Raw genomic sequence first — 24,937 nt, 5'->3', positions numbered from 1 at the left:
AACTCAGGGCACCATCGGTGCCCTAAGCATTTGCATGGCAGAAAGATTACGCCTCTTTGCTGCGATGCGCACGACGACGGTCGTTTTCTGTCAGATGGCGTTTACGCAGGCGAATTGACACAGGAGTCACTTCTACCAGTTCGTCATCATCAATAAACTCCAGAGCCTGCTCCAGGGTTTTCTTAATATACGGAGACAAGGTTGTCGCTTCGTCAGTACCAGACGCACGGACGTTTGTCAGTTTCTTACCTGTCAGGCAGTTAACTGTCAAGTCATTGGAGCGGGAATGAATGCCGATCACTTGGCCTTCATACACTTCCGCACCATGCCCCAGGAACAACTTACCACGATCCTGCAAGCTATAAAGCGCATAAGCAACCGCTTTACCCTGACCATTGGAAATCATGACACCGTTCTGACGGCGACCGATTTCACCCGCACGAATATCATCATAGTGGCTAAATGTTGCATACAACAGGCCAGTACCAGAGGTCATGGTCAGGAATTCAGTCCGGAAACCAATCAAACCACGGCTTGGAATGATGTAATCAAGGCGCACACGGCCTTTACCGTCGGGCAACATATCGCGCAGATCAGCTTTACGCTCACCCAGTGCCTGCATCACATCACCCTGATGTTGCTCTTCAATATCCAGAGTTACCTGCTCGAATGGCTCTTGTTTGCGGCCATCGATCTCACGGAAGATAACTTTCGGACGAGATACCGCCAACTCAAAACCTTCACGGCGCATGTTCTCAATCAGAACAGATAAGTGCAATTCGCCACGGCCAGAAACACGGAACGCATCTGGATCTTCGGTTTCTTCAACACGCAGAGCGACGTTGTGAACCAGCTCTTTCTTCAGACGCTCAAGGATCTGGCGTGAAGTAACATATTTACCTTCACGACCACAGAAAGGAGAGGTGTTAACACAGAAGAACATGCTTACCGTCGGCTCATCAACAGCCAGTGGCGGCAGTGCTTCAACCGCATTGGTATCACACAGGGTATCAGAGATATTCAGCTCACCCAAACCGGTAATCGCAACGATGTCGCCCGCTTCCGCTTGCTCACTCTCAATACGCTCCAGACCCAGGTGGCCCAGAACTTTACCAATTTTGCCGTTCCGGGTTTTACCTTCGCTATCAACAATCGTCACGTTCTGGTTTGGTTTAACCGTACCACGCTTGATACGACCAATACCGATAACACCAACATAGTTGTTGTAGTCCAGCTGAGAAATCTGCATCTGGAATGAACCATTAAGGTCAACTTTCGGTGGCTCTACATGATCGACAATCGCCTGATACAACGGAGTCATATCTTCGGCCATATCAGTATGCTCAATACCGGCAATTCCCATCAGTGCAGATGCATAGATAATTGGGAAGTCCAGTTGCTCGTCAGTCGCACCCAGGTTTACAAACAGGTCAAACACCTGATCGACAACCCAATCAGGACGTGCGCCAGGACGGTCAACTTTGTTGATAACCACAATAGGTTTCAAACCATGAGCGAACGCTTTTTGAGTTACAAAACGGGTCTGAGGCATTGGCCCATCCATGGCATCGACCAGCAACAATACGCTGTCAACCATAGACATAACACGTTCTACTTCACCGCCGAAATCAGCATGTCCCGGAGTGTCTACGATATTAATACGGTAGTCATTCCATTTAATGGCGGTATTTTTTGCGAGGATAGTAATTCCACGCTCTTTCTCCAGATCATTGGAGTCCATCACACGTTCTGTCGCTGTCGCACGGTCACCGAAAGTACCGGATTGTTGCAGCAGCTTGTCAACCAGGGTAGTTTTACCATGGTCAACATGCGCGATAATGGCGATATTACGCAATTTTTCGATCACAAACTTTGCCTCAGGCATTTAGAAATAGCGCGCTATTGTACACACATTGGTCGAGGGACTAAACAGGATCACAAGAATCTGTTCTTAACAACTTGATACAAATGGAATTGTGATCCCTTTCACGCCTATAAAAGATGCACTATTGATAAAAATGCACCGACAGGGTGCAGGATAGTAACATAATCGCACTAATACAGTGCAATTTTCCTGAATATTAAAGTATTCCCCCATGGGGATACCCATAACACAGTATATTGCAAGGTGTCAGAAAGTTGGCACGCTTTTCGCAATTGTTTTCCTCATCTAATAAGATTGTTTTTTACAACAACAAGTTTGCAAACGCGTAAATAGCCTTGTTAAGGTAAAACAATGTAACTGTGTTTTCTTTAAGTCTTAATCTAAAACCATTTTACCAAGACCGACACAAACCAGGAGAAACCGAGTATGTCCGCTGAACATGTTTTAACCATGATTGAAGAGCATCAGGTGAAGTTTATTGATTTGCGTTTCACTGATACCAAAGGCAAAGAACAACATATGACCATTCCTGCTCATCAGGTTAATGCGGACTTCTTTGAAGATGGCAAAATGTTCGATGGCTCTTCAATTCACGGTTGGAAAGGTATTAACGAATCCGACATGGTGCTGATGCCAGATCCAAGTACAGCGATGCTTGATCCGTTCTTTGATGATGCCACTCTGATACTGCGTTGTGACATTCTGGAACCTGGCACGATGCAAGGCTATGAACGTGATCCACGTTCCATCTGCAAACGCGCTGAAGATTTTTTGCGCTCAAGCGGCATTGCAGATACCGTCCTGTGTGGTCCAGAACCTGAATTTTTCCTGTTTGACGACATACGCTTCGGCAGTTCTATGTCTGGTTCCTATTACCATATCGATGATATTGAAGCAGCATGGAACTCCGGAACTCGATACGAAGGCGGTAACAAAGGCCACCGACCTGCGGTAAAAGGCGGTTACGCCCCGCTGCCTCCGGTTGATTCTTCTCAGGATTTACGTTCAGCCATGTGCCTGACAATGGAAGCGATGGGACTGGTTGTGGAAGCTCACCATCATGAAGTTGGCACTGCCGGTCAAAATGAAATTGCTACTCGTTTCAACACGATGACCAAAAAGGCTGACGAAACCCAGATTTACAAATACGTCGTACATAATGTGGCGCACAATTTTGGCAAAACCGCCACCTTCATGCCAAAACCACTGGTTGGTGATAATGGCTCCGGCATGCACTGCCATATGTCCCTGTCTAAAAACGGCGCCAACCTGTTTGCCGGTGACAAATACGGTGGTTTGTCCGAACTGGCGTTGTTCTACATCGGCGGTATTATCAAACATGCCCGTGCACTGAACGCATTTACCAACCCGACAACCAACTCTTATAAACGTCTGGTTCCGGGCTACGAAGCACCGGTTATGCTGGCCTACTCTGCCCGTAACCGTTCTGCATCCATCCGTATTCCGGTTGTCGCCAGCACCAAGGCCCGCCGTATTGAAGTACGTTTCCCTGACCCGGCAGCTAACCCTTATTTGGCATTTGCCGCTCAGTTGATGGCTGGCCTTGACGGTATTATCAATAAAATCCATCCGGGTGATGCGATGGATAAAAACCTGTATGACCTACCACCGGAAGAAGCCAAAGAGATCCCAACCGTCGCTTCTTCTCTGGATGAAGCACTGTCAGCATTGGATACTGACCGCGAGTTCCTGACCCGTGGTGGTGTATTCACCGATGACGCCATTGATGCTTATATTGAATTGAAAAACAGTGAAATGGAGCGTGTCCGCCTGACACCACATCCACTGGAGTTTGAACTGTATTACAGTGTGTAATTAGCAGCGCCATTCCCGCTGATCATTTTTGTTGCCGTGAAACATTTAGCCCATCTTCGGATGGGCCCTTTTCCTGCCCCCAAAGTTCAGACTTTAACTGGGCCTTACGCTCGAATATGATACAGTGCACCAAAAAGGTGCGGGAGTGTAAATGAAAACGGAAAACCTACCCGATACCGGGCAAATATTAAACTCACTGATTAACAGCGTACTGGTGCTGGATACCGATCTCGTGATCCGCTATGCCAACCATGCAGCGCTGCAACTATTCGCTCAGAGCGCCCGTAAACTATTAGGTACACCTCTTCCGGTGCTGTTCAGTTACTTTTCACTGGATACAGAGCTGATGCACGCCAGTTTAGTCAGCGGTCAGAGTTTTACTGACAACGAAGTGACGTTAGTGGTTAATAACCGCTCTCATATTATGTCGCTCAGTGCCCAACCCATTTCCGGGCAGTTTATTTTGCTGGAACTGGCACCTATGGATAGTCAACGCCGGTTAAGTCAAGAGCAGGTACAACAAGCCCAGCAGATAGCAGCACGGGAATTGATTCGGGGGCTGGCACATGAAATTAAAAATCCTCTCGGCGGGCTGAGGGGAGCTGCGCAATTACTTTCAAGAGCGCTGCCTGATCCTGCTTTGCAGGAATACACCCAGGTGATTATTGAACAGGCGGACCGGTTGCGTCATCTGGTAGACAGATTACTTGGCCCACAACATCCGGGCGAACAAATTAAACAAAGCATTCATTATGTTGCTGAACGGGTCTATCAATTAGTCTCGCTGGAAATGCCGGATAATGTCACACTGATAAAAGATTACGATCCAAGTCTGCCGGAACTGGCTCACTACCCGGATCAAATTGAGCAGGTGCTGCTGAACATCACCCGTAATGCCTTGCAAGCTCTGGGCACACAGGGTGGCACCATTACCCTGCGTACCCGGACCGCGTTCCAAATCACCCTGCATGGTCAGCGCTATCGTCTGGCCGCCAGAATAGATGTGGAAGACAACGGACCAGGTATCCCGCCACAGATTCAGGACACACTGTTTTACCCGATGGTTAGTGCTCATGAAGGCGGAACGGGTCTTGGTCTATCCATTGCCCGCAATTTGATAGATCAGCACTCTGGTAAAATAGAATTTACCAGTTGGCCGGGGCACACAGAATTTTCTATCTACTTACCGATCAAGAAATAGAGGATAGCTATGCAACGAGGAAAAATCTGGATCGTTGATGATGACAACTCAATCCGCTGGGTACTTGAACGGGCGCTAAGTAGCGCGGGGATGGAATGCATCAGTTTCGCAGACGCTGATAGCGTACTGACTGCACTGACCCAAAGCACACCGGATGTCCTGATTTCTGATATCCGTATGCCGGGAATGAACGGCTTACACCTGCTAAATAATATTAAGCAGAGTCACCCGTTGCTGCCGGTCATTATTATGACAGCCCATTCTGATCTGGATGCCGCAGTCAGTGCCTATCAACAAGGCGCTTTTGATTACTTACCAAAACCCTTTGATATTGATGAAGCTGTCGCACTGCTGGAACGCGCGCTTAGCCACTCCCGCGAACAGAATCAACCCGCTAAAAACCCACAGGTCATTACACCGGTTTCCGACATGATAGGTGAAGCGCCTGCTATGCAAGATGTTTACCGCATTATTGGCCGCCTTTCCCGCTCTTCGATCAGTGTGTTGATTAATGGCGAATCCGGTACAGGAAAAGAGCTAGTGGCTCATGCCTTGCACCGCCACAGTCCAAGAGCCAATGAGCCATTTATTGCACTTAACATGGCAGCGATTCCCAAAGATCTAATTGAATCAGAGCTGTTTGGTCATGAGAAAGGGGCTTTTACCGGTGCCAACCAAATACGTCATGGACGATTTGAACAGGCCAATCGCGGTTCACTATTCCTTGATGAAATTGGCGATATGCCATTGGACATACAGACCCGCCTGTTACGAGTATTGGCTGAAGGCCAGTTTTACCGGGTTGGCGGCTATGCCCCCGTGAAAGTGGATGTGCGGATTATTGCTGCCACCCACCAAGATCTTGAACGCTTGGTAGAAAAAGGCCAATTCCGTGAAGATCTCTATCACCGCCTGAATGTTATTCGTATGCAGTTACCCCCCCTGCGTAACAGAGTGGAGGATATCCCTCGTCTAACCCGCCATTTCCTGCAACAAACCGCCAAAGAGCTGGGCGTAGAAGCAAAAATTCTCCACCCTGACGCAGAAATTGCTTTAATGCGCTTACCCTGGCCGGGCAATGTTCGCCAGTTGGAAAACATCTGCCGTTGGCTGACAGTGATGGCGGCAAGTCAAGAAGTATTGGTACAAGATTTGCCGTCTGAATTATTTGAAACTCATCATCCTGAAACCAGCATGGCAACATTAGCAACAACAATGCCGGAAAACTGGCCGCAGCTACTCGCTCACTGGGCAACAAATGCGTTGGAAAATGGTCAGAAGGATCTGCTATCTGAAGCCTTACCATTGCTGGAACGTACTTTACTTAACTGTGCGCTTAAACATACCCAAGGACATAAGCAGGATGCTGCACGCCTGTTAGGTTGGGGACGAAATACTATTACACGGAAACTAAAAGAATTGGAGTTGGAGTAAGGAGATAACATCTCCAGCCCTCTCTGATCCCCAAAACTGGCAACCAGAAGTTCATCAGTAACCTGCTTCCTTCTGGTGCCAAAAAGCCAGCACATAGATAGAATCAATACTTGCATCAAATTGCCTATTGATTCCTTTTCCTATAAAGCCACGCCAGAGCTATGTTGACATACCCGTATATATCAATGAACAACCATTTTGCGTCCAAATAGTAGTAAAAACAATGGGTAAAACATCATTATACCGATTAAAACCAGAGATTAAAAAACGGCTTTTAATAACAGTTTAAAACTTGCCAATTATAGACCTATCAGTGAAAAATAATTGGCTTTATTAATGCTTGTATATCCAGTAAAAAAGGGGAAATAAGAATGTTGAATAGGTTAATCAGATCGTCTATTTTGAGAAATGAACCGACTTTAATAACGTTTTCAACCTGGAAATAAACTTTTTTATAAGCCAGTTAAATAACCGAATATGAAAAATAGGAGTAGCAAAATCCTAAAATACATGATCTAAATTACAGTCTCTTAAATCGCCCATTTAACCTTGTTTTACACTATTCTATCCTGCTCAATGGCATTGCTTTTATACGGTTTTATTTAAATTATTCATCTTCTTATACCTTTACTGTGGTTTAACGCTAAAATCAACTCATGTCGTTACTTTTTTAAGTCATTTAAACACTCCGTTAATGCTTAAATACCCATTTAATCATTATAATCTTTCTGATTAATTAATGCCCTAGACTTTTCACCATTGTTGATGTAATAAAGCATTATTAAATTAACTTACCGATTCATTTAAATAAAAGCGGAGGATAGTATTGTCGATAAACGAATTAAATATGGCTGTGAATAATCCGTTTTTAACCACTCTGTATCTTTTTAAAAAGCAGGTATTAATGGAGTATCTATCTTTTAACCCTTAACTAATAGATAGCTGAGTTAATCACCCATAAAAAAACTTACGGACGTCGAAAAATGAATAGTCTTTATTAAGCAGCTTTTGTAAATCTCATCGTTTTTCCTTTTCCCGTATTTAATTTTTGAGGTTTAAAACCACAGAAGGTAAAATATATACCATCTGAAAAATTGCATTTATTGAGTTAAATCCATCCATTATATAAAATCTTTTATATCTCTCCATTCACACTTTTAAATAATTATGTCAGATTAATTCAATATAAAATAAGTGGAGTATAAAATCGCTAAGAAATGAATTAAACATAGCAGGGAAAACAAAATGAAATCCCGCCCATCCCCGTTGATAAGTGCTAATAAACTTATTAAGCACCTGCTCAATCAGAGCTATGAAACATTCAAGGCACGCAGTTCAGTAGGCTTTTTGCTAAACGTAGCAGCAGTGTTAATTACCTACTCCTTCCCCAAAAACCCATTTGAATCTACGTGCCTCAGAGCTGACTTTACTTAACTGCTTATAACCAGAATTTTAACCATAAATAGCACGAGTTTCAGTCACATTCTCACGCTTATCAGATTCAGCAACAGTAAGAAACTCACGCCACAACGTAATCAGTCGCTCAAGATCAGCACGGGAAACATTAAGATGTGTCACTAAGCGAGTGACAGAATCTACACTCAAAATCACACCTCGTTCTTTCATCCAAGGTCCCAACTGCGCGGCTTCATGCGCTGGTATGCGTAAAAATACCATATTAGTCTGTGCCCCAGGCGCCAAAACTTCCACACCCAGCGCACTCAATTGTTCAGCCAGCCACTGGGCATTATCATGGTCCTCACGTAACCGTTGAACATTATGCTGCAATGCATAACGCGCTGCGGCAGCTAATATTCCCGCCTGACGCATTCCACCCCCAGTCATTTTGCGCCAACGCCGTGCCTGCTTGATGTATTCTGCATCACCACACAGTAAAGAACCCACTGGCGCTCCCAACCCCTTGGACAGACAGAGGGTCAGAGTGTCGCAATACTGAGAGAGAGTACTCAGTGGCACATCTAACGCCACAGCCGCATTGAGAATACGTGCCCCATCAACGTGCAATGCCAAGCCTTTCTCCTGCGTAAAAACTCTGGCCTGCTGCAAATATGCCAGTGGCAGTACCTTACCATCGTGTGTATTTTCTATGCTGAGTAAACGGGTCCGGGCGAAGTGAGCATCGTCTGGTTTGATAACACTGGCGACAACATCCAGAGGCAATGTGCCATCCGCCGCCATATCAATCGGCTGCGGCTGTATACTTCCCAATACGGCAGCTCCACCCGCTTCATACAGGTAGTTATGCGCATTTTGACCCACAATATATTCATCACCTCGCTGGCAATGGGTAAGCAACGCCACCAAATTAGCTTGCGTACCAGTAGGCAGAAACAGCGCAGCTTCCTTGCCAGCCAATACAGCAGCTTCGTGTTCAAGCTGATTAACATTAGGATCGTCGCCATAAACATCATCACCCACTTCTGCTAATGCCATGACCTCACGCATAGCCTCACAGGGTTGGGTAACAGTATCACTACGTAAATCAATCATAGGTGGCTCCTGTATATTATTTTGGAAAACTATTTTGCTTAAATAGCCAGAGGATAATCTTTTATATATCTGACAATGTCATAACCATACCTACTTATGCTTTTAGTCAGATCCTGTATTAACCGTAAGAGATAATATAATTTCTACCATAAAACATCCCTGGTATAATTTACTGAAAAGTATCAAAACATCAGCAGAGTAAAAACTTGGCATAAAGCAGGATAGAATGAATAAGGTCACTTACATATAGAATACCCGCCAAAACAGCGATATAAACCTAATTAAACCAAATAATCAAATCACTCTCGAAAACTGACGCTGGCGAACCTGCTGACGCAAATAAATATCAAAGCACATACAAATATTACGAATAAGCAACCGACCTCGCGGCGTCACCCAGATCTGTTTTTCATCCATTTCCACCAGCCCATCCTCAACCAATGGTGTCAATAATTGCAAATCTTCCGCGAAATACCCGGAAAAACTCAACCCATATTGTTGCTCAATATCAGCAAAATTTAGCCGGAGATTACAGATCAGCGCTTTGATAACATCACGGCGAATACAATCATCCCGAGACAAGATTAAACCACGCCACAAGGCATGCCCTTGTTTTTCTAATTCCGCATAATAGGTTTTTAACTCTTTCTGGTTCTGAGAATAACTATCGCCCAACATGCTGATAGCAGAAACGCCCATTCCCAGAAGATCACACTCTTCCTGCGTGGTATAACCTTGAAAATTGCGGTGCAACTTCCCTTCCCTCTGAGCGACCGCCAACTCGTCATCCGGACGTGCAAAATGGTCCATGCCGATAAATTGGTAACCATTTCCTGTCAGTGTTGCGATGGTTTCCTGCAAAATATCTAACTTTTGTTCAGCACTCGGTAAATCATGCTCTTTAATTTTACGTTGAGCGGCAAATAAATTCGGTAAATGAGCATAATTGAAAACACTCATTCTGTCCGGAGATAAGGCTAATACTCGTTTCAGAGTGAAAGCAAAGCTTTCAGGTGTCTGTTTCGGCAAACCATAGATCAGATCAATACTGGTGGAATTGAAACCGGTTTCACGGGCTCGTGCGACCAGAGCAAAGATGAAATCTTCATCCTGTTCACGATTAACCAGGTGCTGTACTTCTTTATTAAAATCCTGCACTCCCATGCTCAGACGATTAAAACCTTCACTGCGCAGGTGGTTGATCACATCCAGTTCAATTTCACGCGGATCGATTTCAATAGAAATTTCAGCATCCGACAGAAAATCAAAATGATTACGCAACATTCCCATCAATTTACTGATTTGGTCTTTATCAAGATAGGTTGGTGTACCGCCACCCCAGTGCATCTGGCTAACTTTACGGCCAGAAAACAGTTTCGAACGCTCACGGATTTCACGTTCAAGCCGTTGCAGATATTCCTCTGCTTTATGCTTCTGGCGAGTCACCTGTTTATTGCAACCACAGAAATAACAGAGTTTATGGCAAAACGGGATATGAACGTAGAGAGAAAGCGGTCGTTCAGGATAACGGGCAGCAGCCTGCATAAACGCTGCATTATCATACTGTTGATTGAATTCCAGCGCCGTAGGGTATGAAGTATAACGGGGGCCGGAGTAATTGTATTTCTGGATCAAAGGCAGATCCCAAACTATGGCTTGCTCAGACATTCTCATTCCTTCCGATGTTTCTGTCTACCAAAGCGCAACGCTTGCAAGTGTTTTATGTGTTGCGCCGTGGTGACTCTGCGCAACCGGATTTTACGCCGCGACAATCGCCATAGTTTACCCAATAACCACAGCAGATAACATACTAATAGTGTGGTTATCAAGGTTAATCCGCCTTTAATCATGGAGGATTAAATTAATTGCCTTTTAGCAGTTGCATAATGTCATCTGGCTTCTCTTCTTCCTCACCTGGCTCAATCCCCAACTCTTCCATCAGGACATCAATGCGATCCAGTGTGGTGTCAACATAGACGTTATCTTCTTCAGACAGTTTTTCACCATTTTCCAAACGTTCCAACAATGCATCCAAACGATCATCATTTTCCAGCATTGCCAGCTCTTCCTGCGGCGACAGGCGGGGCTTTGTCTCAGCTTTAGCTTTGGCCGCCACAGGTTTCACCGGCGTCTCTCCGATAATCAGTGGAACAGGCACTTTACTGCCAAGACGTGGATCACGCTGCTTCCTGCCTGTTTGTTGTTTGTCGCTACTTTTTTCCTTATGACGGCTACCTGCCGGATTACCACTGTGCTTTTTCTGGCGCTTACGCTCACGCCCTTCCGCATTCAATTCTTCGCGGCTTTTTCTTTTCTGTTTACCAGCAGATGCTTTCGCCGGTGCTTTTTTCTTTAACTGGTTCATAGCCCATTACTCAGTTTGGTTTATCAGGGTATTGCTGCGGCGAAATCTAGCAGAAACCACACGTATAGAAAAGCGCCACAGATGATTCTTTCTCTTTAAAAATCTAGCTAAAGTCCCTTATTATTCATGATTGGTTTAACCACCCGCGAATATTCTAATAGTCTCGGCTTTCAATAAGTGATGAATTGATATGCTTTTTTCTGATACTTCTTCCTACAAACCCGTCTATTTATGGGTAATTAGTTATGCTTTGTTATGGATTATAGTGGGTTACTCATTTGATCCAACCGTCCCCTATGATGCCGTTGAAGCATTGAATTGGGGTAAAAACGGAGAATGGGGATCACCTAAAAATCCGTGGCTGGTGGGCGCAATGATACTGCCTGCTATCCATATAAGCGGTATTTCATTAAGTTTTTACTGGTACTTCATACACTTTATCGCTATCGCTATTGGTATGCTTGGTGTATGGCATCTGGCGTTCCGGCTGACAGGAAAAAAAGAGCTGGCATGGCTCGCCATGCTGACATTAAACCTGTCTGGTATTATCAACTTTGATATTATCCCTTACAATGATAATTATCTACTGATTATGCTATGGCCGTGGATTATGCTGTTCTTCCTGCGGGCGGTATATGACAACCCACATTGGTGGATAGCATTTGCACTCAGTTCCGGGCTGGCGACGATGGGGAAATACTCTTCCCTGGCACTGGTCGGCTCAGTTTTTCTACTGACATTGTTTGTACCCAGAGTTCGTCAATGTTACCGCCAGCCGGCTCTCTATATCGCCCTGGTTATCTGGTTTATGCTGGTACTGCCTAACGTTTGGTGGCTGTGGAACAATGATTTTGCTGCTTTCAAATGGGTAGATTCACAGATAAATAGCGGTTTCAATCTGCATACTACCAGATCGTTATTATCCGTGTTTTATCCACTGATTATTGTTGGCATCATTATCTACACCCTTGGAGGCCGTATTGGCTGGCCAAAAGAGCAACCGGGCCGACTGGCAAACATGGTTATTCTGTTACCATTGCTGATTATCTATTGCTGGTTCTCATTCAATAAAGGCGGAAGAATGACTGAATGGCTGCAACCCTTTATGTCTGTTTCATCAGCGCTGTTGGTCGGTTCTATTACCCGTTTTCCACAAAAATCATTACTCAGCACTCTACGCGGGCTGGCAGTTACCGCAGTATTGGTTTTGATGGGATATGTTTTTGTTATGGCCGCTAATGTCCGCGGTGCCGGCCATGAATTTGAAGGCATCAAAGATTTTTCCTGGCAACTGGATCAACGCTGGCAACAGCTCTATTCAACACCATTGCATTATGTCGGGGGCGAATACTTGCATCAGTGGCTAACGTTCTACGCACCAAGTCAACCAGACACGATCCAACCTTGGACGTTGGAAGAGCAAGTGCCAAATATCTATAACCGTCATGTTAAAGCAAGCGATATTATACGTGACGGCGCTATTTTGATCGGAGGAAAGGGTAAAACCTGTGAGCAGGAAGATTTTCACCGCGTTTTGCAAGACTGGCCAAAACTGAAAATAAAGAGTACTGAAGAGTTTCTTTTCCAGCCTGAACCTGAAACGAAACCAATACCAATCTGCGTAGGTTTTGTGTCACCGGAAAAATATCAGTAGTTTTCTCTGAAATTTGAAAGCCTGATTTAACAGGCTTTCAACACTTCATCCGCCTTTAATGTGCATCCACAAATACCATTTTCAGCACAAATAACAATGTCACCACCACCACACAAGGGCTGATTTCACGCCAGCGGCCAGTTCCTGCTTTCATTGCACAATAGGCGATAAAGCCAAGAGCAATGCCTTCTGTGATTGAGAAACTGAATGGCATCATTACTGCGGTGATAAATGCCGGAACCGATTCGGTTAAGTCATTCCATGTCACTCTGGTGAGACTGGACGTCATTAGCACCCCGACATAAATCAATGCTCCGGCAGTGGCGTAAGCCGGAACCATTCCCGCCAATGGAGAAATAAAAATAGCCAGCAGGAATAAAATTCCCACAACCACCGCTGTCAGCCCAGTACGGCCACCAACAGAAACACCAGAGGAGCTTTCAATAAATGCCGTAACGGAAGAAGTGCCAATATAGGCACCAGTAACCGAACTCAGGCTGTCCACATACAGCGCCTGTTTCATACGCGGAAATTTACCATTGCTGTCCGCCAGTCCAGCTTTGTCTGTTACCCCAATCAAAGTACCAGAGGAGTCAAACAAATTAACCAACATAAAAGAGAAAATAACCCCTGCCAGACCGATATCTAGCGCACCAGCAATATCAACCTGACCAACAACCGTCGTCACACTTGGCGGTAAATCAAATATCCCGTTATATTCTACATCCCCCAATATCAGGCCAATTACCGTGGTGATCACAATGGAAATCAACACAGCTGCATGAATATTACGGGCCACCAGAATCGTAATAATGAAAAAGCCCAACGCCCCCAGCAAGACATTATGCGAAGCAAAATTACCCACGGTAACAATAGTGTCTGGATTAGGTACGATGATACCCGCATTTTTCAGCCCCATCATGGCGATAAACAAGCCAATACCGCTGGTAATCCCTACCCGCAAACTAAGCGGGATATTTGCAATCATCCAATAACGGACACGGAAAATTGTCAACAGCAAGAACCCAACAGCGCCCCAGAAAATAGCCCCCATAGCAACCTGCCATGAAACACCCATTGCACCCACAACCACAAAAGCAAAAAATGCATTCAGCCCCATAGCAGGTGCGGCTGCAACCGGCAGATTTGCCAGCAATCCCATCATAATACTGCCCAGAGCGGCAATCAGACAGGTTGTCACGAACACCGCTTTGATATCCATACCCGCAACCGACAGAATTTGCGGGTTAACAAAGACAATGTAAACCATAGTTAAAAACGTGGTCAGCCCGGCAATCACCTCAGTCCGCACCGTCGTTTTGTGTTCTTGCAATTTGAACACACGTTCAAGTAAGCCCTGAGCGTTTTCAGCGCTGGGAATCATCATACTCATAAGTTATTTGTTCCAAAAAAATTGCGAAATTTTCGACTTATCGTATAACAAACAGGCAAGAAGAGTCATATAAATCTGGCAAAAAAGGAAACGATTGCTACGCCGATAATCAATCAGTTACACAACACTATGATTATTGAGGAAATATGAGAAATAATCCTGAAACAGGCTTTTAACCACAGACAATAAAAGTCTATTAAAATATCGAATACTTTTGTAATCCAGAAGGTGTAAATCTAATAAGCAACAATAAATATCAGATTTATTATAATATTTTATAAGTTAATCACCAACATATTATCTGAAAAGATTATTTATTCTGTTATTTCAACGACTTTCTATTATTTCCATAGAACCACTTATTTATTTAAAATTATTGTCTATATTTCAAGGTGAAAATATATTTTTATCATATAAAATCAGGAAAAATAAATTAATATTAAAAATCCCCCTATAATTAAAATAGGGAGATTATACCGTAAGTAAAAATAATTAAATAAAAAATTAACACTGAGGAGCCAAGATTAATTTTTCTTTCCGCCAAAAACGGAAAATAGATATTTTTCTACGTTGCAGAGAAAAACGGCGAACAATATAGTTTGCTGTCAATTCCAGTGTCAAACACATCACAAAATAAATCAACGCGACAAATAAAAAGACTTCTGTCGGATACACCATACTGCGGTTATTAACCTGAGTTGCCAAGAATGACAGTTCTGCCACGCCAACAATATAAGCCAGGGAAGTGTCTTTTATCAGAGCGATCCATTGATTAATAAAAGAAGGTACCATCATACGTAATGCCTGTGGCAAAACAATGTACCAAAGTACCTGCCAACGGTTAAAACCTAATGATAACCCTGCCTGCCACTGACCCGCACCAATCGCAATAATTCCCGCTTTCACCCCATGAGCCAGATAAGCGGAGGTGATCAACGCCAGAGCACAAACCACTGTAGTAATTTCAGGAATTTCCATACCAAGCATCACAGGCAGCAGAAAGTAAGTCCAGAAAATCAGCATAATGACGGGAATTGCACGGAAAAAACCCAATACTGCGGCTAACAGGTTAACCCAGAAGCCTTTCAGCATTGCCAAAGCAACGCCTGCAACTGTACCTAATACAATAGAAATCGCACCCGCCATCAGGCTAATAACTAATGTCAACGCTGCGCCTTCAAGAGGGCCATCAGGAAAGGTTCCTAATAGTAGGTAGCGCCAGTTTTCTGCAATAACTGAAAAATCCATTTTAATATCCTCTTGCTATAGCTTGTTGTTGACGCCATTGTCCCCAACCTTCCATGACCGCAATCGTGGCGATATACAGCACCGTCGCAACACCGAATGCTTCAAATGTCCTCAGTGTTTCGGTTTCCACCTGACGAGAAGCGTATGACAGTTCAGCCACACCAATCGCCATTGTCAGCGACGAGTTTTTCACAATATTCATATACTGTCCCAGTAATGGCGGCATTGCTATCTTCAATGCCTGCGGCAGTACGACATATCGCATTGCCTGCCAACCAGTCAGTCCCAATGCATGAGCCGCATATTTTTGCCCACGCCCTACGCCCTGAATACCTGCCCGTAATTCTTCCGCGACAAAGGGGGCTGTATAGAGGGTCAAGCCGATAAATCCAGCCAGAAATTCGAACGAAGGCCATACCAATGATAGACCTAACAGATTGATTTCATGAGGTGTATTCAACCAGAACATTACCTCTTGCGGCAGTATTTGCCCTGATGCAAAGTACCAGAAAAACAATTGCACCAGCAGAGGCGTATTACGAAATAGGGTGGTGTAAGCCGTTACCGGCCAACGGAGAATTTTTAGTTGGCTGTCACGGGCAACAGCCAGAACAAAGCCCAGCAACGTGGAAGCCACAACGGTACAAGCGGATATCCATAGCGTAATCAGGAAACCCTGCCAAAGCCACGCCAGATATTGGGGAGCAAGCAAGTGTTCTGTAACAAATAACTCAAACATATCTTACGATTACCAAACATTACCAATGGTAAAACCCTGCAACACAAGGCGCGGGGCTGATTACCGAAGTTTTAACTTATCAGGACTTAGCTTGCTGCTCCAAAGGCGCAAACTTAAAGTCACCTCGCGGCTGAGACGACTTGGTCTCCGGGCCAAACCAGCGGTTATAAATTTTCTCTGCTTCACCCTCTTTTTCCAATTTCAGCAGCGTTTGGTTCACCGCTTCAACTAAGCGCTCTTCCCCTTTTGACGCAGCCACGGCCTGATATTCACGGGTGATGCTGAAAGGAGAGATCTCAAACTCCGCTTTTTGTGCTGCCGGTACGTTAGCCAGCAGACCGACCAGTTTAGCGTCATCCTGAGTGATTGCTTGTACATTGCCGTTACGCAGCGCAGCAAATGCCAGAGGCGTATCGTCATAAGAGATGACTTTTGCTGTCGGATAATGCTCACGCAGAGTGATTTCCTGTACCGTTCCCTTATCAGCACCGATACGTAAGTTTTTAATGTCATCCGGAGATTTCAGAACGCCTTTACGGGCAATAAATTTTTGCCCGGTGGCAAAATAAGGGATTGAAAAATCGACTTGTTTAGCACGCTCATCCGTTACCGTAAAATTGGCAGCAATCAGATCAATTTTCTTTGATGCCAGCAGTGGCAAACGGTTTGCCGGGTTAGTTGGACGCAGTTCCAGTTTAACACCCAGATCATTAGCAATCGCGTTTGCGATATCCACATCATAACCCGCCAGTTTTTTGGTTTGCAGGTCAATAAAACCAAACGGCGGATTACTGTCAAAAACAGCGATCCGCACTGTGCCGGCTTTTTTAATATCATCCAGTTTATCGGCCTTCGCAACACCAGTAACCAGTGCTAACCCAGCTAGCAACGCCGTAACAAGAACACGGGATTTCATTGAAAACTCCTGACGGTAATTAAATGTTTATTAATCACCACAAGCTATCAATTTCACTATAGTGCAGGAAATAATATAAAAAACTATATTTATAACTATTAAGAATTATAAGATAAAACAGTGCCGGCAAAAAACGCCAGCATTGTCAGCAAGTTACTTGTTATCTTTAGTCAGCAACCTTTCCAGCTCATCACCACCTACATGCCGGAAATCCTGCCCTTTGACATAGTAGAAAATAAATTCACAGATGTTTTGGCAACGGTCGCCAATCCGTTCAATAGAACGTGCACAGAGCAGGACAGTCAGCACACTTGGGATGGTTCTGGGATCTTCCATCATATAAGTCATGAGTTGGCGGACAATGCCTTCATATTCTTTATCCACCTTTTTATCTTCGTGATAGATACGAATAGCTTCTTCCAGATCCATGCGAGCAAAAGCATCTAAAACATCATGCAGCATCTGGATGGTATGGCGACCAAGCGATTCCAAACTCACCAACAGTGGCTGATGCTGATATGAGAATTTCTCAAGTGCCGTCTGGCAAATTTTCTTTGCCACATCTCCGATTCTTTCCAGTTCAGCAATGGTTTTCGAGATTGACATAATCAGCCGCAGATCACTGGCCGTCGGCTGGCGCTTGGCAATGATACGAACACATGCTTCATCAATAGCGACTTCCATCATATTGACTTTATGATCGTCCTCAATCACTTCACGAGCCAGCTCTGCATCCTGATTATGCATCGAGGTAATCGCCTTAGAGAGCTGTTCTTCCACCAGCCCACCCATCACCATCAGTTCAGTACGGATATGCTCCAGTTCAGCATTAAACTGACCAGAAATATGTTTATTGAGATTCAGATTGTCCATGTTACGCCCCGTAATCAACCATAACGACCGGTAATATAGTCTTCAGTTTGTTTCATTTTTGGTGTGGTAAACAATGTGTCTGTGTCACTGAATTCAATCAATTCTCCAAGGTACATAAACGCGGTATGATCTGAGCAACGCGCGGCCTGCTGCATATTGTGAGTCACAATCACCACGGTATATTCAGATTTCAATTCGCTGATCAGCTCCTCAATACGACCGGTAGAAATCGGATCAAGTGCAGAGCAAGGCTCATCCAATAATAGAACGTCCGGACGGATCGCAATTCCACGGGCAATACATAAACGCTGCTGCTGACCACCAGACAGACTGTATCCGCTCTGATGCAGTTTATCCCGGGTTTCATTCCATAATGCAGCTTTGGTTAAAGCCCACTGAATACGTTCATCCATTTCTGCTCTTGAGAGTTTCTCAAACAGACGGACACCAAACGCGATATTGTCGTAAATAGACATCGGGAATGGCGTCGGCTTCTGGAATACCATTCCCACTTTGGCACGCAGCAACGCCACATCCTGTTTATCAGTCAGAATATTATTGCCATCCAGCAAAATTTCTCCCTCTGCCCGCTGCTCACCATACAATTCATACATTTTATTGAAAGTCCGTAGCAACGTAGACTTACCGCAACCAGACGGACCGATAAAAGCCGTTACTTTATTCTTTTCAATATTCAACGTAATGTTTTTCAGCGCGTGAAATTTGCCGTAATAAAAGTTCAGATCACGTACCTGAATTTTACTGCCAGCGATATCATTAGCCATGTTCATTTACTTCTCTCTGTTGAAAATATCAGTCAGTGCTTTTTCTTAGCAAACAGCACACGCGCTACAATGTTAATCAGCAATACACACAGGGTTATCAATAATACGCCTGCCCACGCCAGTTGCTGCCATTCAGAAAATGGACTCATCGCAAATTTAAAAATAGTGACCGGCAAGTTGGCGATTGGCTGACTCAAATCAGTACTCCAGAACTGATTTGAGAGAGAGGTGAACAGCAACGGCGCTGTCTCCCCGGCAATTCGGGCAATTGCCAGCAACACACCAGTGATAATGCCAGATACTGAGGCTTTCAGCGTGATGGCCGAAATCATCTTCCATTTAGGTGTTCCCAAGGCATAGGCTGCTTCACGTAAGCTATCAGGAACCAGTTTCAGCATGTTCTCAGTGGTTCTGATGACAATCGGCACTTGCAACAACGCTAAGGCGATCACCCCAGCCCAACCGGAAAAGTGCTGCATTTTCGTTACAACGACAGTGTAAACAAACAAGCCGACGACAATAGAAGGCGCTGACAGCAAGATATCGTTGATAAAGCGGATCACCTCTGCCAACCATGAACGGCGGCCATACTCAGCCAGATAGATACCCGCCATGATCCCCAGCGGAGTACCGATAATCGTCGCCCATAAAATCAACAAGCCACTCCCCACAATGGCATTTGCCAGGCCACCACCTTCGGTATTCGGTGGCGGTGTCATTTCCGTGAACAACGCCAACGACATACCATCGACGCCTTTGGTGATGGTGGAGAACAGAATCCACACCAGCCAGAACAGACCAAACAACATGGTCGCCATTGATAATAGCAGAGCGAAGCGATTTTTCTGACGGCGCCATGCCTGTTTACGGCTACGCGCCTTTGCATCAATCGGCTTTTGCCCATCCATTGTTGCCATATCAACGCCCCTCATTCTTCGCCAGACGCATGATCATTAATTTTGACAACGCCAGCACAATAAAGGTGATCACAAACAGAACCAGACCAAGCTCCATTAATGCCGAGGTATGTAAGCCAGATTCAGATTCAGCGAATTCGTTCGCCAGCGCAGAAGTAATACTGTTACCCGGCATAAACAGTGAGAAACTGTCAAGCTGGTAAGTATTACCGATGATAAAAGTCACTGCCATTGTCTCCCCCAGCGCCCGGCCAAGGCCCAGCATGACACCACCAATCACACCATTGCGGGTGTAAGGCAACACAATGTGCCAGATAACTTCCCAGGTAGTACAACCGATGCCATAAGCGGATTCTTTCATCATCACCGGGGTTTGTTCGAATACATCACGCATAACCGAGGCGATATAAGGAATAATCATGATAGCGAGAATGACACCTGCCGCCAGAATGCCGATGCCAAAGGCAGGACCGGAGAACAGTTCACCCACAATTGGCATACCGGAAAGGACATTGCCAACTGGCTGCTGGAAATAGGTGGCAAACAGAGGTGCAAACACAAATAATCCCCACATTCCATAAACAATACTTGGAATCGCGGCCAGCAACTCAATTGCTACACCAAGCGGGCGTTTCAGCCAGTTAGGTGCCAGTTCCGTCAGGAACAGTGCAATCCCGAAACTGACAGGCACCGCAATGATCAGGGCAATCAACGAAGTGACCAACGTACCGTAAATAGGCACCAATGCACCAAATTGTTCTGCCGGGGCATCCCACTCTTTATGCCAGAGGAAAGAGATGCCGAACTGCTGGATACTAGGCCAGGAGGCAATAATCAATGAGATAATGATGCCTCCCAGCAAAAACAAAGTCATCAGCGCAGCTAGCCGAACCAGTGCGCTGAAAATAATATCGCCGTTTTTACTGGGTGCTTTTATTGCCGTTTTTTGTTCGGCCATAGAGCTTATTCTCATCCGGGTAAATTCCCCCTTTAACGGGGGAGAAATCAAAACTACAAATTTAATCGATACTTCAAACCGTTGCCATCAACACGATTTAATACAGAATCTTACCGCTGCTATCCTTTACATGGGTTTTCCAGGCCGCACGAACTTGCTCAACCACTTCTTTGGGCAGGGTTGCATAATCCAGATCATTCGCCTGCTTACCACCTTTCTCGTAAGCCCAGTCAAAGAATTTCAGTATTTCTGCCCCTTTGACGGCGTCTTTCTGCTGTTTGTGAACCAGAATAAATGTAGTGGAAGTAATCGGCCACGCGTTTTCACCTTGCTGGTGTGTCAAATCCTGAGCAAAGGTTTTGTGCCATTCCGCTTTCTTCGCGGCGGCGCTGAAACTCTCTTCCGTCGGGCTGATAACGTTGCCATCTGCGGATATCAGTTTGGTATAAGCCAGATGGTTCTGTTTAGCGTAAGCATATTCAACATAACCAATGGAACCCGTCAGGCGCTGAACGAATGCAGCAATGCCATCATTGCCTTTACCACCTAAACCAACAGGCCAGCTTACTGTGGAACCTGCGCCGACTTTTTCTTTCCACTCGCTATTCACTTTAGAGAGATAACGGGTAAACACAAAAGAGGTACCGGAGCCATCCGCACGACGTACCACTGCAATATCCTGCTCCGGCAGTTTTACCCCCGGATTCAATTTAGTAATCGCCGGATCATTCCACTTTTTCACTTTACCTAAATAAATATCACCCAACGTTTTACCATCCAGTGTTAATTCACCGGATTTAATACCTGGGATATTAACCGCCAGCACGACCCCGCCGATGACCGTCGGGAATTGAAACAAACCATCAGCCGCTAATTTTTCATCAGATAAGGGCGCATCGGAAGCACCGAAATCAACGGTATTTGCCAGAATTTGTTTTACGCCACCGGAAGAACCGATGCCTTGATAATTGACTTTATTACCTGTCTCTTTTTGATAAGAATCTGCCCACTTGGCATACACCGGAGCGGGAAATGTCGCACCTGCCCCCGTCAAGCTGGAAGCAGCGAATACAGGTAGGGTTATCAGAGAAAACGTCGCTGCCATTATGCCGGCTACAGTGGTACGCGTCAGTTTCATAATCCCTCCTAATGGGATATTGAGAATCAACAAAGAAATGTGTTCGTCAGATTAAAAAAGGTGCAGAAGGGAAAATAGGTCAGTTTAGTTACAGCAAAATGTCTTAATTATGACATTTTTATGACAGCGCAATGCAAATTCAGCCTGATGCTGACATAAAACTGTCATCTCCAAAGGCCATGAAATTGAAGCTGGAGATTGTCATCAGGCCATTAAAAATTATCTTCCACAACAGGAATACAAGCACGAATAGATAATCCACCTCTGGTGCTGGTACCAATTTCAATTTTCCCGTCATGAGCATCAATAATTCGCTGAACAATAGCCAAACCTAACCCCGTCCCACTGTTGCTACGCGCCCTTTCACCCCGAACAAATGGCTGAAATAACCGTGGCAAATCTTCCGGCTTAATTCCTGCGCCATCGTCCTCTACCTGAAACCAAGCAAACTCATCGGTCTGACCACTACTGACTTTAATCCAGCCATTACCATAACGATTGGCATTAACCAGCATATTAGCCAATGCCCGTTTAATAGAAATCGGATTCGCGTTAACGGTTATTGGGGGCAGAGACAGATTATTTTCAATATCCTGCTCATAGCCATTTTCTGCGGAAATAACCTCTTTGAGAATAGAATTAAGTTCACAGAATTCCATTGGCATTTCCTGCCCGGTACGAAGATAATCAATAAATTGCGCAATGATGGCATTGCATTCTTCAATATCTTTATTGATAGACTCAGACAAATAAGCATCTTCCTTATTCATCATTTCTGTTGCCAACCGGATACGTGTCAGTGGAGTTCGTAAATCATGGCTTACCCCAGCAATTAATATCGTCCGGTCACTTTCCAATGACTTTATTCCTGCGGACATTTGGTTAAATGCACGAATAGAAGCACGAACTTCCGGAGAACCCGCTTCCCGCACCGTGGGCATCATAATCCCTTTACCCGCCTGTCTGGCAGCATACTCCATTTCCAGCAAAGGCCGGTTTTGAAAACGGATATAAAGCCAGATACAACCAAACGTCAGTAATAGAATTGCCAATGTATAACGGAAAATAGGTGAAAATTGATTTTGCTCGATTTCAGTCAGAGGAACCCTGACCCAAATATCGGGGGCCAAATAAGAATTAAGCCAAAGTATAGGGCTCTCTTTATTGATTTCCAGGCGAAGATCAGCGTTGCCACCAAGGTATTGACTCATCTTCTCACTCAGGAAATCATAATGCCTGGCCCAACGTAAACCTTGTCTCTCTGCATCAGACTCAGAATACAGCGCAATACCCAACTCCTGATAAATCTCCCGGCGCACTACCGGTGAGATAACCAGAAAAGATCCATCTTCCAGCTTCAATTTTTCAGCCATTAAAGTACGAACTTCATACGCTAACACTTTATTGAACTGCTGCAAGCTTGGCATGATAACGAAATTCACAACGATCAGGTAACTGGTGACCAGACTGATAAACAGCATAGCCACGACCAGGAATAAAGTACGGGTAAAAGTGCTGCGAGGGGAGAATCTCAATCGCTTCATACACGGCTTCCATCAGGCACAAAAACATAACCCAGCCCCCAGATGGTCCGGATATAGCGCGGGTGTGCAGGATCTTCTTCAATCACACGGCGCAGACGTGAAACCAAAACATCAATAGATCGCTTCATGGTGCTGTATTCCCGGCCGTGGGCTAAGCTCATCAGCTTATTACGGGACAGCGGCACACCAGGATAAGAAACCAACACTTTCAGTACGGCAAACTCACCACTGGTCAGCACTATATGTTCATCTCCCTGAAACATTTCCCGGGTACTCAGATTAAGACTGAACTTACCAAAATTAATAATTGCATCATCCTCAGCAGGTATGCCCAGTAATTTATTCGCCTGACGGCGTAATACCGCCCGGATACGCGCCAATAACTCACGAGGATTAAATGGCTTAGGAATATAATCATCAGCACCAATCTCCAGCCCAACAATACGGTCTACTTCTTCCCCTCTTGCCGTCACCATAATAATCGGCACCGGATTATTTTGTTTTCTCAGTCTTTGACAAACAGAAAGCCCATCTTCACCAGGTAACATTAAATCCAATACAATTAAGCTAACAGATTCCCGTGTTAATAAGCGGTCCATCTGCTCCGCATTAGCAGCACTACGTACCTGAAAACCTTGCTCTGTCAGATAACGCTCTAATAACATTCGTAAGCGCATGTCATCATCCACCACAAGGATTTTGTTACCTTCTTGCATTATTGAACTCCAAATAAATACTACATGCTTTGCTAAATTTATCATTATGAAGAAGATTAAACCAAAGATAGAAGCCAGATATATATATTTTAAGATAATTTCTATAGGACTTATTTTCGTACGTTATTAATCTAAATGATTAATTCAGTGGTAAACCACTGACTGGCAAAATCCTGTAATTAGCTGTTATACATTGATTTTTTACGATAATTTCGTCACCGACTGGTTTATTCATCAATATCCTGGCTACCGGGGAATTAACCGAAATCCACCAGATAACTGCACCAAATTCATCAGACAGGCTAAACAAACAATGCTTTCCGCTTCATATCATCTTCCCATCTGATCCCCGCGCTAGCATAAACCTTTTCTTCCTGACGAGGATCTGAATCGATCATTTTCAATACATCCCAATGCTTGGACAAAAAACTACCCGGATAGGTTTCTATTAATCTTTTCTTACCATAATAAACAATTTAGTTCGCTTTTTCTCCGATTGAACCCTCTGGCCTGTTTTTCATTATCAATAAAGCAGGAAGCGCGTCACATTTTCTGTCATGCAACCAATACAATGCTTCAATGCTGAATGGATACTCACTTTTTCGCAGGCAATGGCTAAAGAAACGACGATGATCTTGCCTCCCAAATGTAACTCATGCGCTGACCTTGCAAAATGGGAAGGATTTATTAACTCACAATTTTCCGAGCAAAAATTTTACTCTTTAGCGGTTAAAAAACTTAAATATAATTTACAATTTATGTCACAGATGACAAATTATGTCTATTATTAATAAATATGAAAAATAATACATGACTCACCCAAC

General features: G+C 44.5%; 20 protein-coding genes. 4 read left to right on the top strand and 16 right to left on the bottom strand.

Annotated features, from left to right (window positions below):
* Positions 1–46: 46 nt before the first annotated feature.
* Positions 47–1,885, bottom strand: coding sequence for a ribosome-dependent GTPase TypA (gene typA / locus C5470_RS10900; RefSeq protein WP_166288759.1), 1,839 nt, complete (start codon positions 1,883–1,885; stop codon positions 47–49).
* A 426-nt stretch (positions 1,886–2,311) separates the two neighbouring features.
* On the opposite strand from typA, the gene glnA reads away from it, so the two are divergent.
* The 3 genes from glnA (at position 2,312) to glnG (ending at position 6,356) form a co-directional block, all read left to right on the top strand.
* Positions 2,312–3,721, top strand: a complete 1,410-nt coding sequence (glnA, locus tag C5470_RS10895) for a glutamate--ammonia ligase (RefSeq protein WP_166288756.1) — start codon at positions 2,312–2,314, stop codon at positions 3,719–3,721.
* 151 nt (positions 3,722–3,872) lie between these two features.
* A complete protein-coding gene (glnL, locus tag C5470_RS10890) occupies positions 3,873–4,922 on the top strand; it encodes a nitrogen regulation protein NR(II) (RefSeq protein ID WP_036846259.1) in 1,050 nt (349 codons plus the stop codon).
* A 9-nt stretch (positions 4,923–4,931) separates the two neighbouring features.
* Complete coding sequence (gene glnG / locus C5470_RS10885) at positions 4,932–6,356, top strand: nitrogen regulation protein NR(I) (protein ID WP_166288753.1); 1,425 nt, start codon at positions 4,932–4,934, stop codon at positions 6,354–6,356.
* A 1,452-nt stretch (positions 6,357–7,808) separates the two neighbouring features.
* Here the strand turns inward: glnG and ltaE are convergent.
* From ltaE to yihI, 3 genes are all read right to left on the bottom strand, one after another.
* A complete protein-coding gene (gene ltaE / locus C5470_RS10880) occupies positions 7,809–8,867 on the bottom strand; it encodes a low-specificity L-threonine aldolase (protein ID WP_166288750.1) in 1,059 nt (352 codons plus the stop codon).
* Between the two features lie 294 nt (positions 8,868–9,161).
* Complete coding sequence (gene hemN / locus C5470_RS10875) at positions 9,162–10,535, bottom strand: oxygen-independent coproporphyrinogen III oxidase (protein WP_166288747.1); 1,374 nt, start codon at positions 10,533–10,535, stop codon at positions 9,162–9,164.
* 193 nt (positions 10,536–10,728) lie between these two features.
* A complete protein-coding gene (yihI, locus tag C5470_RS10870) occupies positions 10,729–11,232 on the bottom strand; it encodes a Der GTPase-activating protein YihI (RefSeq protein ID WP_166288744.1) in 504 nt (167 codons plus the stop codon).
* Between the two features lie 190 nt (positions 11,233–11,422).
* Here yihI and C5470_RS10865 point away from each other — a divergent pair, with 190 nt between their 5' ends.
* Positions 11,423–12,886 carry an ArnT family glycosyltransferase gene (locus tag C5470_RS10865; protein ID WP_166288741.1) on the top strand — a complete coding sequence of 488 codons (1,464 nt, stop codon included), beginning with the start codon at positions 11,423–11,425 and terminating at the stop codon, positions 12,884–12,886.
* A 55-nt stretch (positions 12,887–12,941) separates the two neighbouring features.
* Here the strand turns inward: C5470_RS10865 and C5470_RS10860 are convergent, their stop codons facing one another.
* The 12 genes from C5470_RS10860 to C5470_RS23625 form a co-directional block, all read right to left on the bottom strand.
* Positions 12,942–14,273 (bottom strand): NCS2 family permease, encoded by a 1,332-nt coding sequence (locus C5470_RS10860; protein ID WP_166288909.1) that lies wholly within the window; start codon positions 14,271–14,273, stop codon positions 12,942–12,944.
* A gap of 510 nt (positions 14,274–14,783) precedes the next feature.
* Positions 14,784–15,527, bottom strand: coding sequence for an amino acid ABC transporter permease (locus C5470_RS10855; RefSeq protein ID WP_036846286.1), 744 nt, complete (start codon positions 15,525–15,527; stop codon positions 14,784–14,786).
* A gap of 1 nt (position 15,528) precedes the next feature.
* On the bottom strand, positions 15,529–16,266 hold the full coding sequence (locus C5470_RS10850) for an amino acid ABC transporter permease (protein ID WP_166288738.1): 738 nt from the start codon (positions 16,264–16,266) through the stop codon (positions 15,529–15,531).
* Positions 16,267–16,345: 79 nt separating this feature from the next.
* A complete protein-coding gene (locus C5470_RS10845) occupies positions 16,346–17,182 on the bottom strand; it encodes an ABC transporter substrate-binding protein (protein WP_166288735.1) in 837 nt (278 codons plus the stop codon).
* Positions 17,183–17,335: 153 nt separating this feature from the next.
* Positions 17,336–18,055 carry a phosphate signaling complex protein PhoU gene (gene phoU, locus C5470_RS10840; RefSeq protein WP_166288732.1) on the bottom strand — a complete coding sequence of 240 codons (720 nt, stop codon included), beginning with the start codon at positions 18,053–18,055 and terminating at the stop codon, positions 17,336–17,338.
* Positions 18,056–18,069: 14 nt separating this feature from the next.
* On the bottom strand, positions 18,070–18,840 hold the full coding sequence (gene pstB / locus C5470_RS10835) for a phosphate ABC transporter ATP-binding protein PstB (RefSeq protein WP_394346970.1): 771 nt from the start codon (positions 18,838–18,840) through the stop codon (positions 18,070–18,072).
* Positions 18,841–18,872: 32 nt separating this feature from the next.
* A complete protein-coding gene (pstA, locus tag C5470_RS10830; protein ID WP_166288729.1) occupies positions 18,873–19,757 on the bottom strand; it encodes a phosphate ABC transporter permease PstA in 885 nt (294 codons plus the stop codon).
* A gap of 1 nt (position 19,758) precedes the next feature.
* Entirely contained in the window at positions 19,759–20,715 is a 957-nt protein-coding gene (gene pstC, locus C5470_RS10825) for a phosphate ABC transporter permease PstC (protein WP_166288726.1), read from the bottom strand.
* Between the two features lie 97 nt (positions 20,716–20,812).
* The gene (gene pstS / locus C5470_RS10820; protein ID WP_166288723.1) at positions 20,813–21,853 is read right to left on the bottom strand and encodes a phosphate ABC transporter substrate-binding protein PstS; all 1,041 of its coding nucleotides are present in this window, start codon (positions 21,851–21,853) and stop codon (positions 20,813–20,815) included.
* A 212-nt stretch (positions 21,854–22,065) separates the two neighbouring features.
* Positions 22,066–23,397 (bottom strand): two-component system sensor histidine kinase EnvZ, encoded by a 1,332-nt coding sequence (gene envZ, locus C5470_RS10815; RefSeq protein WP_166288720.1) that lies wholly within the window; start codon positions 23,395–23,397, stop codon positions 22,066–22,068.
* Complete coding sequence (gene ompR, locus C5470_RS10810) at positions 23,394–24,113, bottom strand: osmolarity response regulator transcription factor OmpR (RefSeq protein WP_207626956.1); 720 nt, start codon at positions 24,111–24,113, stop codon at positions 23,394–23,396. Before ompR ends, envZ begins: the two co-directional genes overlap by 4 nt.
* A 139-nt stretch (positions 24,114–24,252) precedes the next feature.
* Positions 24,253–24,423 carry a GreA/GreB family elongation factor gene (locus C5470_RS23625; protein WP_166288717.1) on the bottom strand — a complete coding sequence of 57 codons (171 nt, stop codon included), beginning with the start codon at positions 24,421–24,423 and terminating at the stop codon, positions 24,253–24,255.
* Between the last annotated feature and the right edge of the window lie 514 nt (positions 24,424–24,937).

Source organism: Photorhabdus stackebrandtii (assembly GCF_011189495.1).
Taxonomy (GTDB): Bacteria; Pseudomonadota; Gammaproteobacteria; order Enterobacterales; family Enterobacteriaceae; genus Photorhabdus; species Photorhabdus khanii.
This window is presented reverse-complemented; position numbering and strand designations above follow the sequence as displayed.

Bases quoted from the DNA above. Each gene is read 5' to 3' on its own strand.
- pstS (WP_166288723.1), bottom strand. From the start codon at position 21,853: ATGAAACTGACGCGTACCACTGTAGCCGGCATAATGGCAGCGACGTTT.
- phoU (WP_166288732.1), bottom strand. From the start codon at position 18,055: ATGGACAATCTGAATCTCAATAAACATATTTCTGGTCAGTTTAATGCT.
- C5470_RS10850 (WP_166288738.1), bottom strand. From the start codon at position 16,266: ATGTTTGAGTTATTTGTTACAGAACACTTGCTTGCTCCCCAATATCTG.
- ltaE (WP_166288750.1), bottom strand. From the start codon at position 8,867: ATGATTGATTTACGTAGTGATACTGTTACCCAACCCTGTGAGGCTATG.
- pstA (WP_166288729.1), bottom strand. From the start codon at position 19,757: ATGGCAACAATGGATGGGCAAAAGCCGATTGATGCAAAGGCGCGTAGC.
- ompR (WP_207626956.1), bottom strand. From the start codon at position 24,113: ATGCAAGAAGGTAACAAAATCCTTGTGGTGGATGATGACATGCGCTTA.
- glnG (WP_166288753.1), top strand. From the start codon at position 4,932: ATGCAACGAGGAAAAATCTGGATCGTTGATGATGACAACTCAATCCGC.
- envZ (WP_166288720.1), bottom strand. From the start codon at position 23,397: ATGAAGCGATTGAGATTCTCCCCTCGCAGCACTTTTACCCGTACTTTA.
- C5470_RS10860 (WP_166288909.1), bottom strand. From the start codon at position 14,273: ATGATGATTCCCAGCGCTGAAAACGCTCAGGGCTTACTTGAACGTGTG.
- hemN (WP_166288747.1), bottom strand. From the start codon at position 10,535: ATGTCTGAGCAAGCCATAGTTTGGGATCTGCCTTTGATCCAGAAATAC.
- glnA (WP_166288756.1), top strand. From the start codon at position 2,312: ATGTCCGCTGAACATGTTTTAACCATGATTGAAGAGCATCAGGTGAAG.
- pstC (WP_166288726.1), bottom strand. From the start codon at position 20,715: ATGGCCGAACAAAAAACGGCAATAAAAGCACCCAGTAAAAACGGCGAT.
- glnL (WP_036846259.1), top strand. From the start codon at position 3,873: ATGAAAACGGAAAACCTACCCGATACCGGGCAAATATTAAACTCACTG.
- C5470_RS10865 (WP_166288741.1), top strand. From the start codon at position 11,423: ATGCTTTTTTCTGATACTTCTTCCTACAAACCCGTCTATTTATGGGTA.
- yihI (WP_166288744.1), bottom strand. From the start codon at position 11,232: ATGAACCAGTTAAAGAAAAAAGCACCGGCGAAAGCATCTGCTGGTAAA.
- C5470_RS10845 (WP_166288735.1), bottom strand. From the start codon at position 17,182: ATGAAATCCCGTGTTCTTGTTACGGCGTTGCTAGCTGGGTTAGCACTG.
- typA (WP_166288759.1), bottom strand. From the start codon at position 1,885: ATGCCTGAGGCAAAGTTTGTGATCGAAAAATTGCGTAATATCGCCATT.
- pstB (WP_394346970.1), bottom strand. From the start codon at position 18,840: ATGGCTAATGATATCGCTGGCAGTAAAATTCAGGTACGTGATCTGAAC.
- C5470_RS10855 (WP_036846286.1), bottom strand. From the start codon at position 15,527: ATGGATTTTTCAGTTATTGCAGAAAACTGGCGCTACCTACTATTAGGA.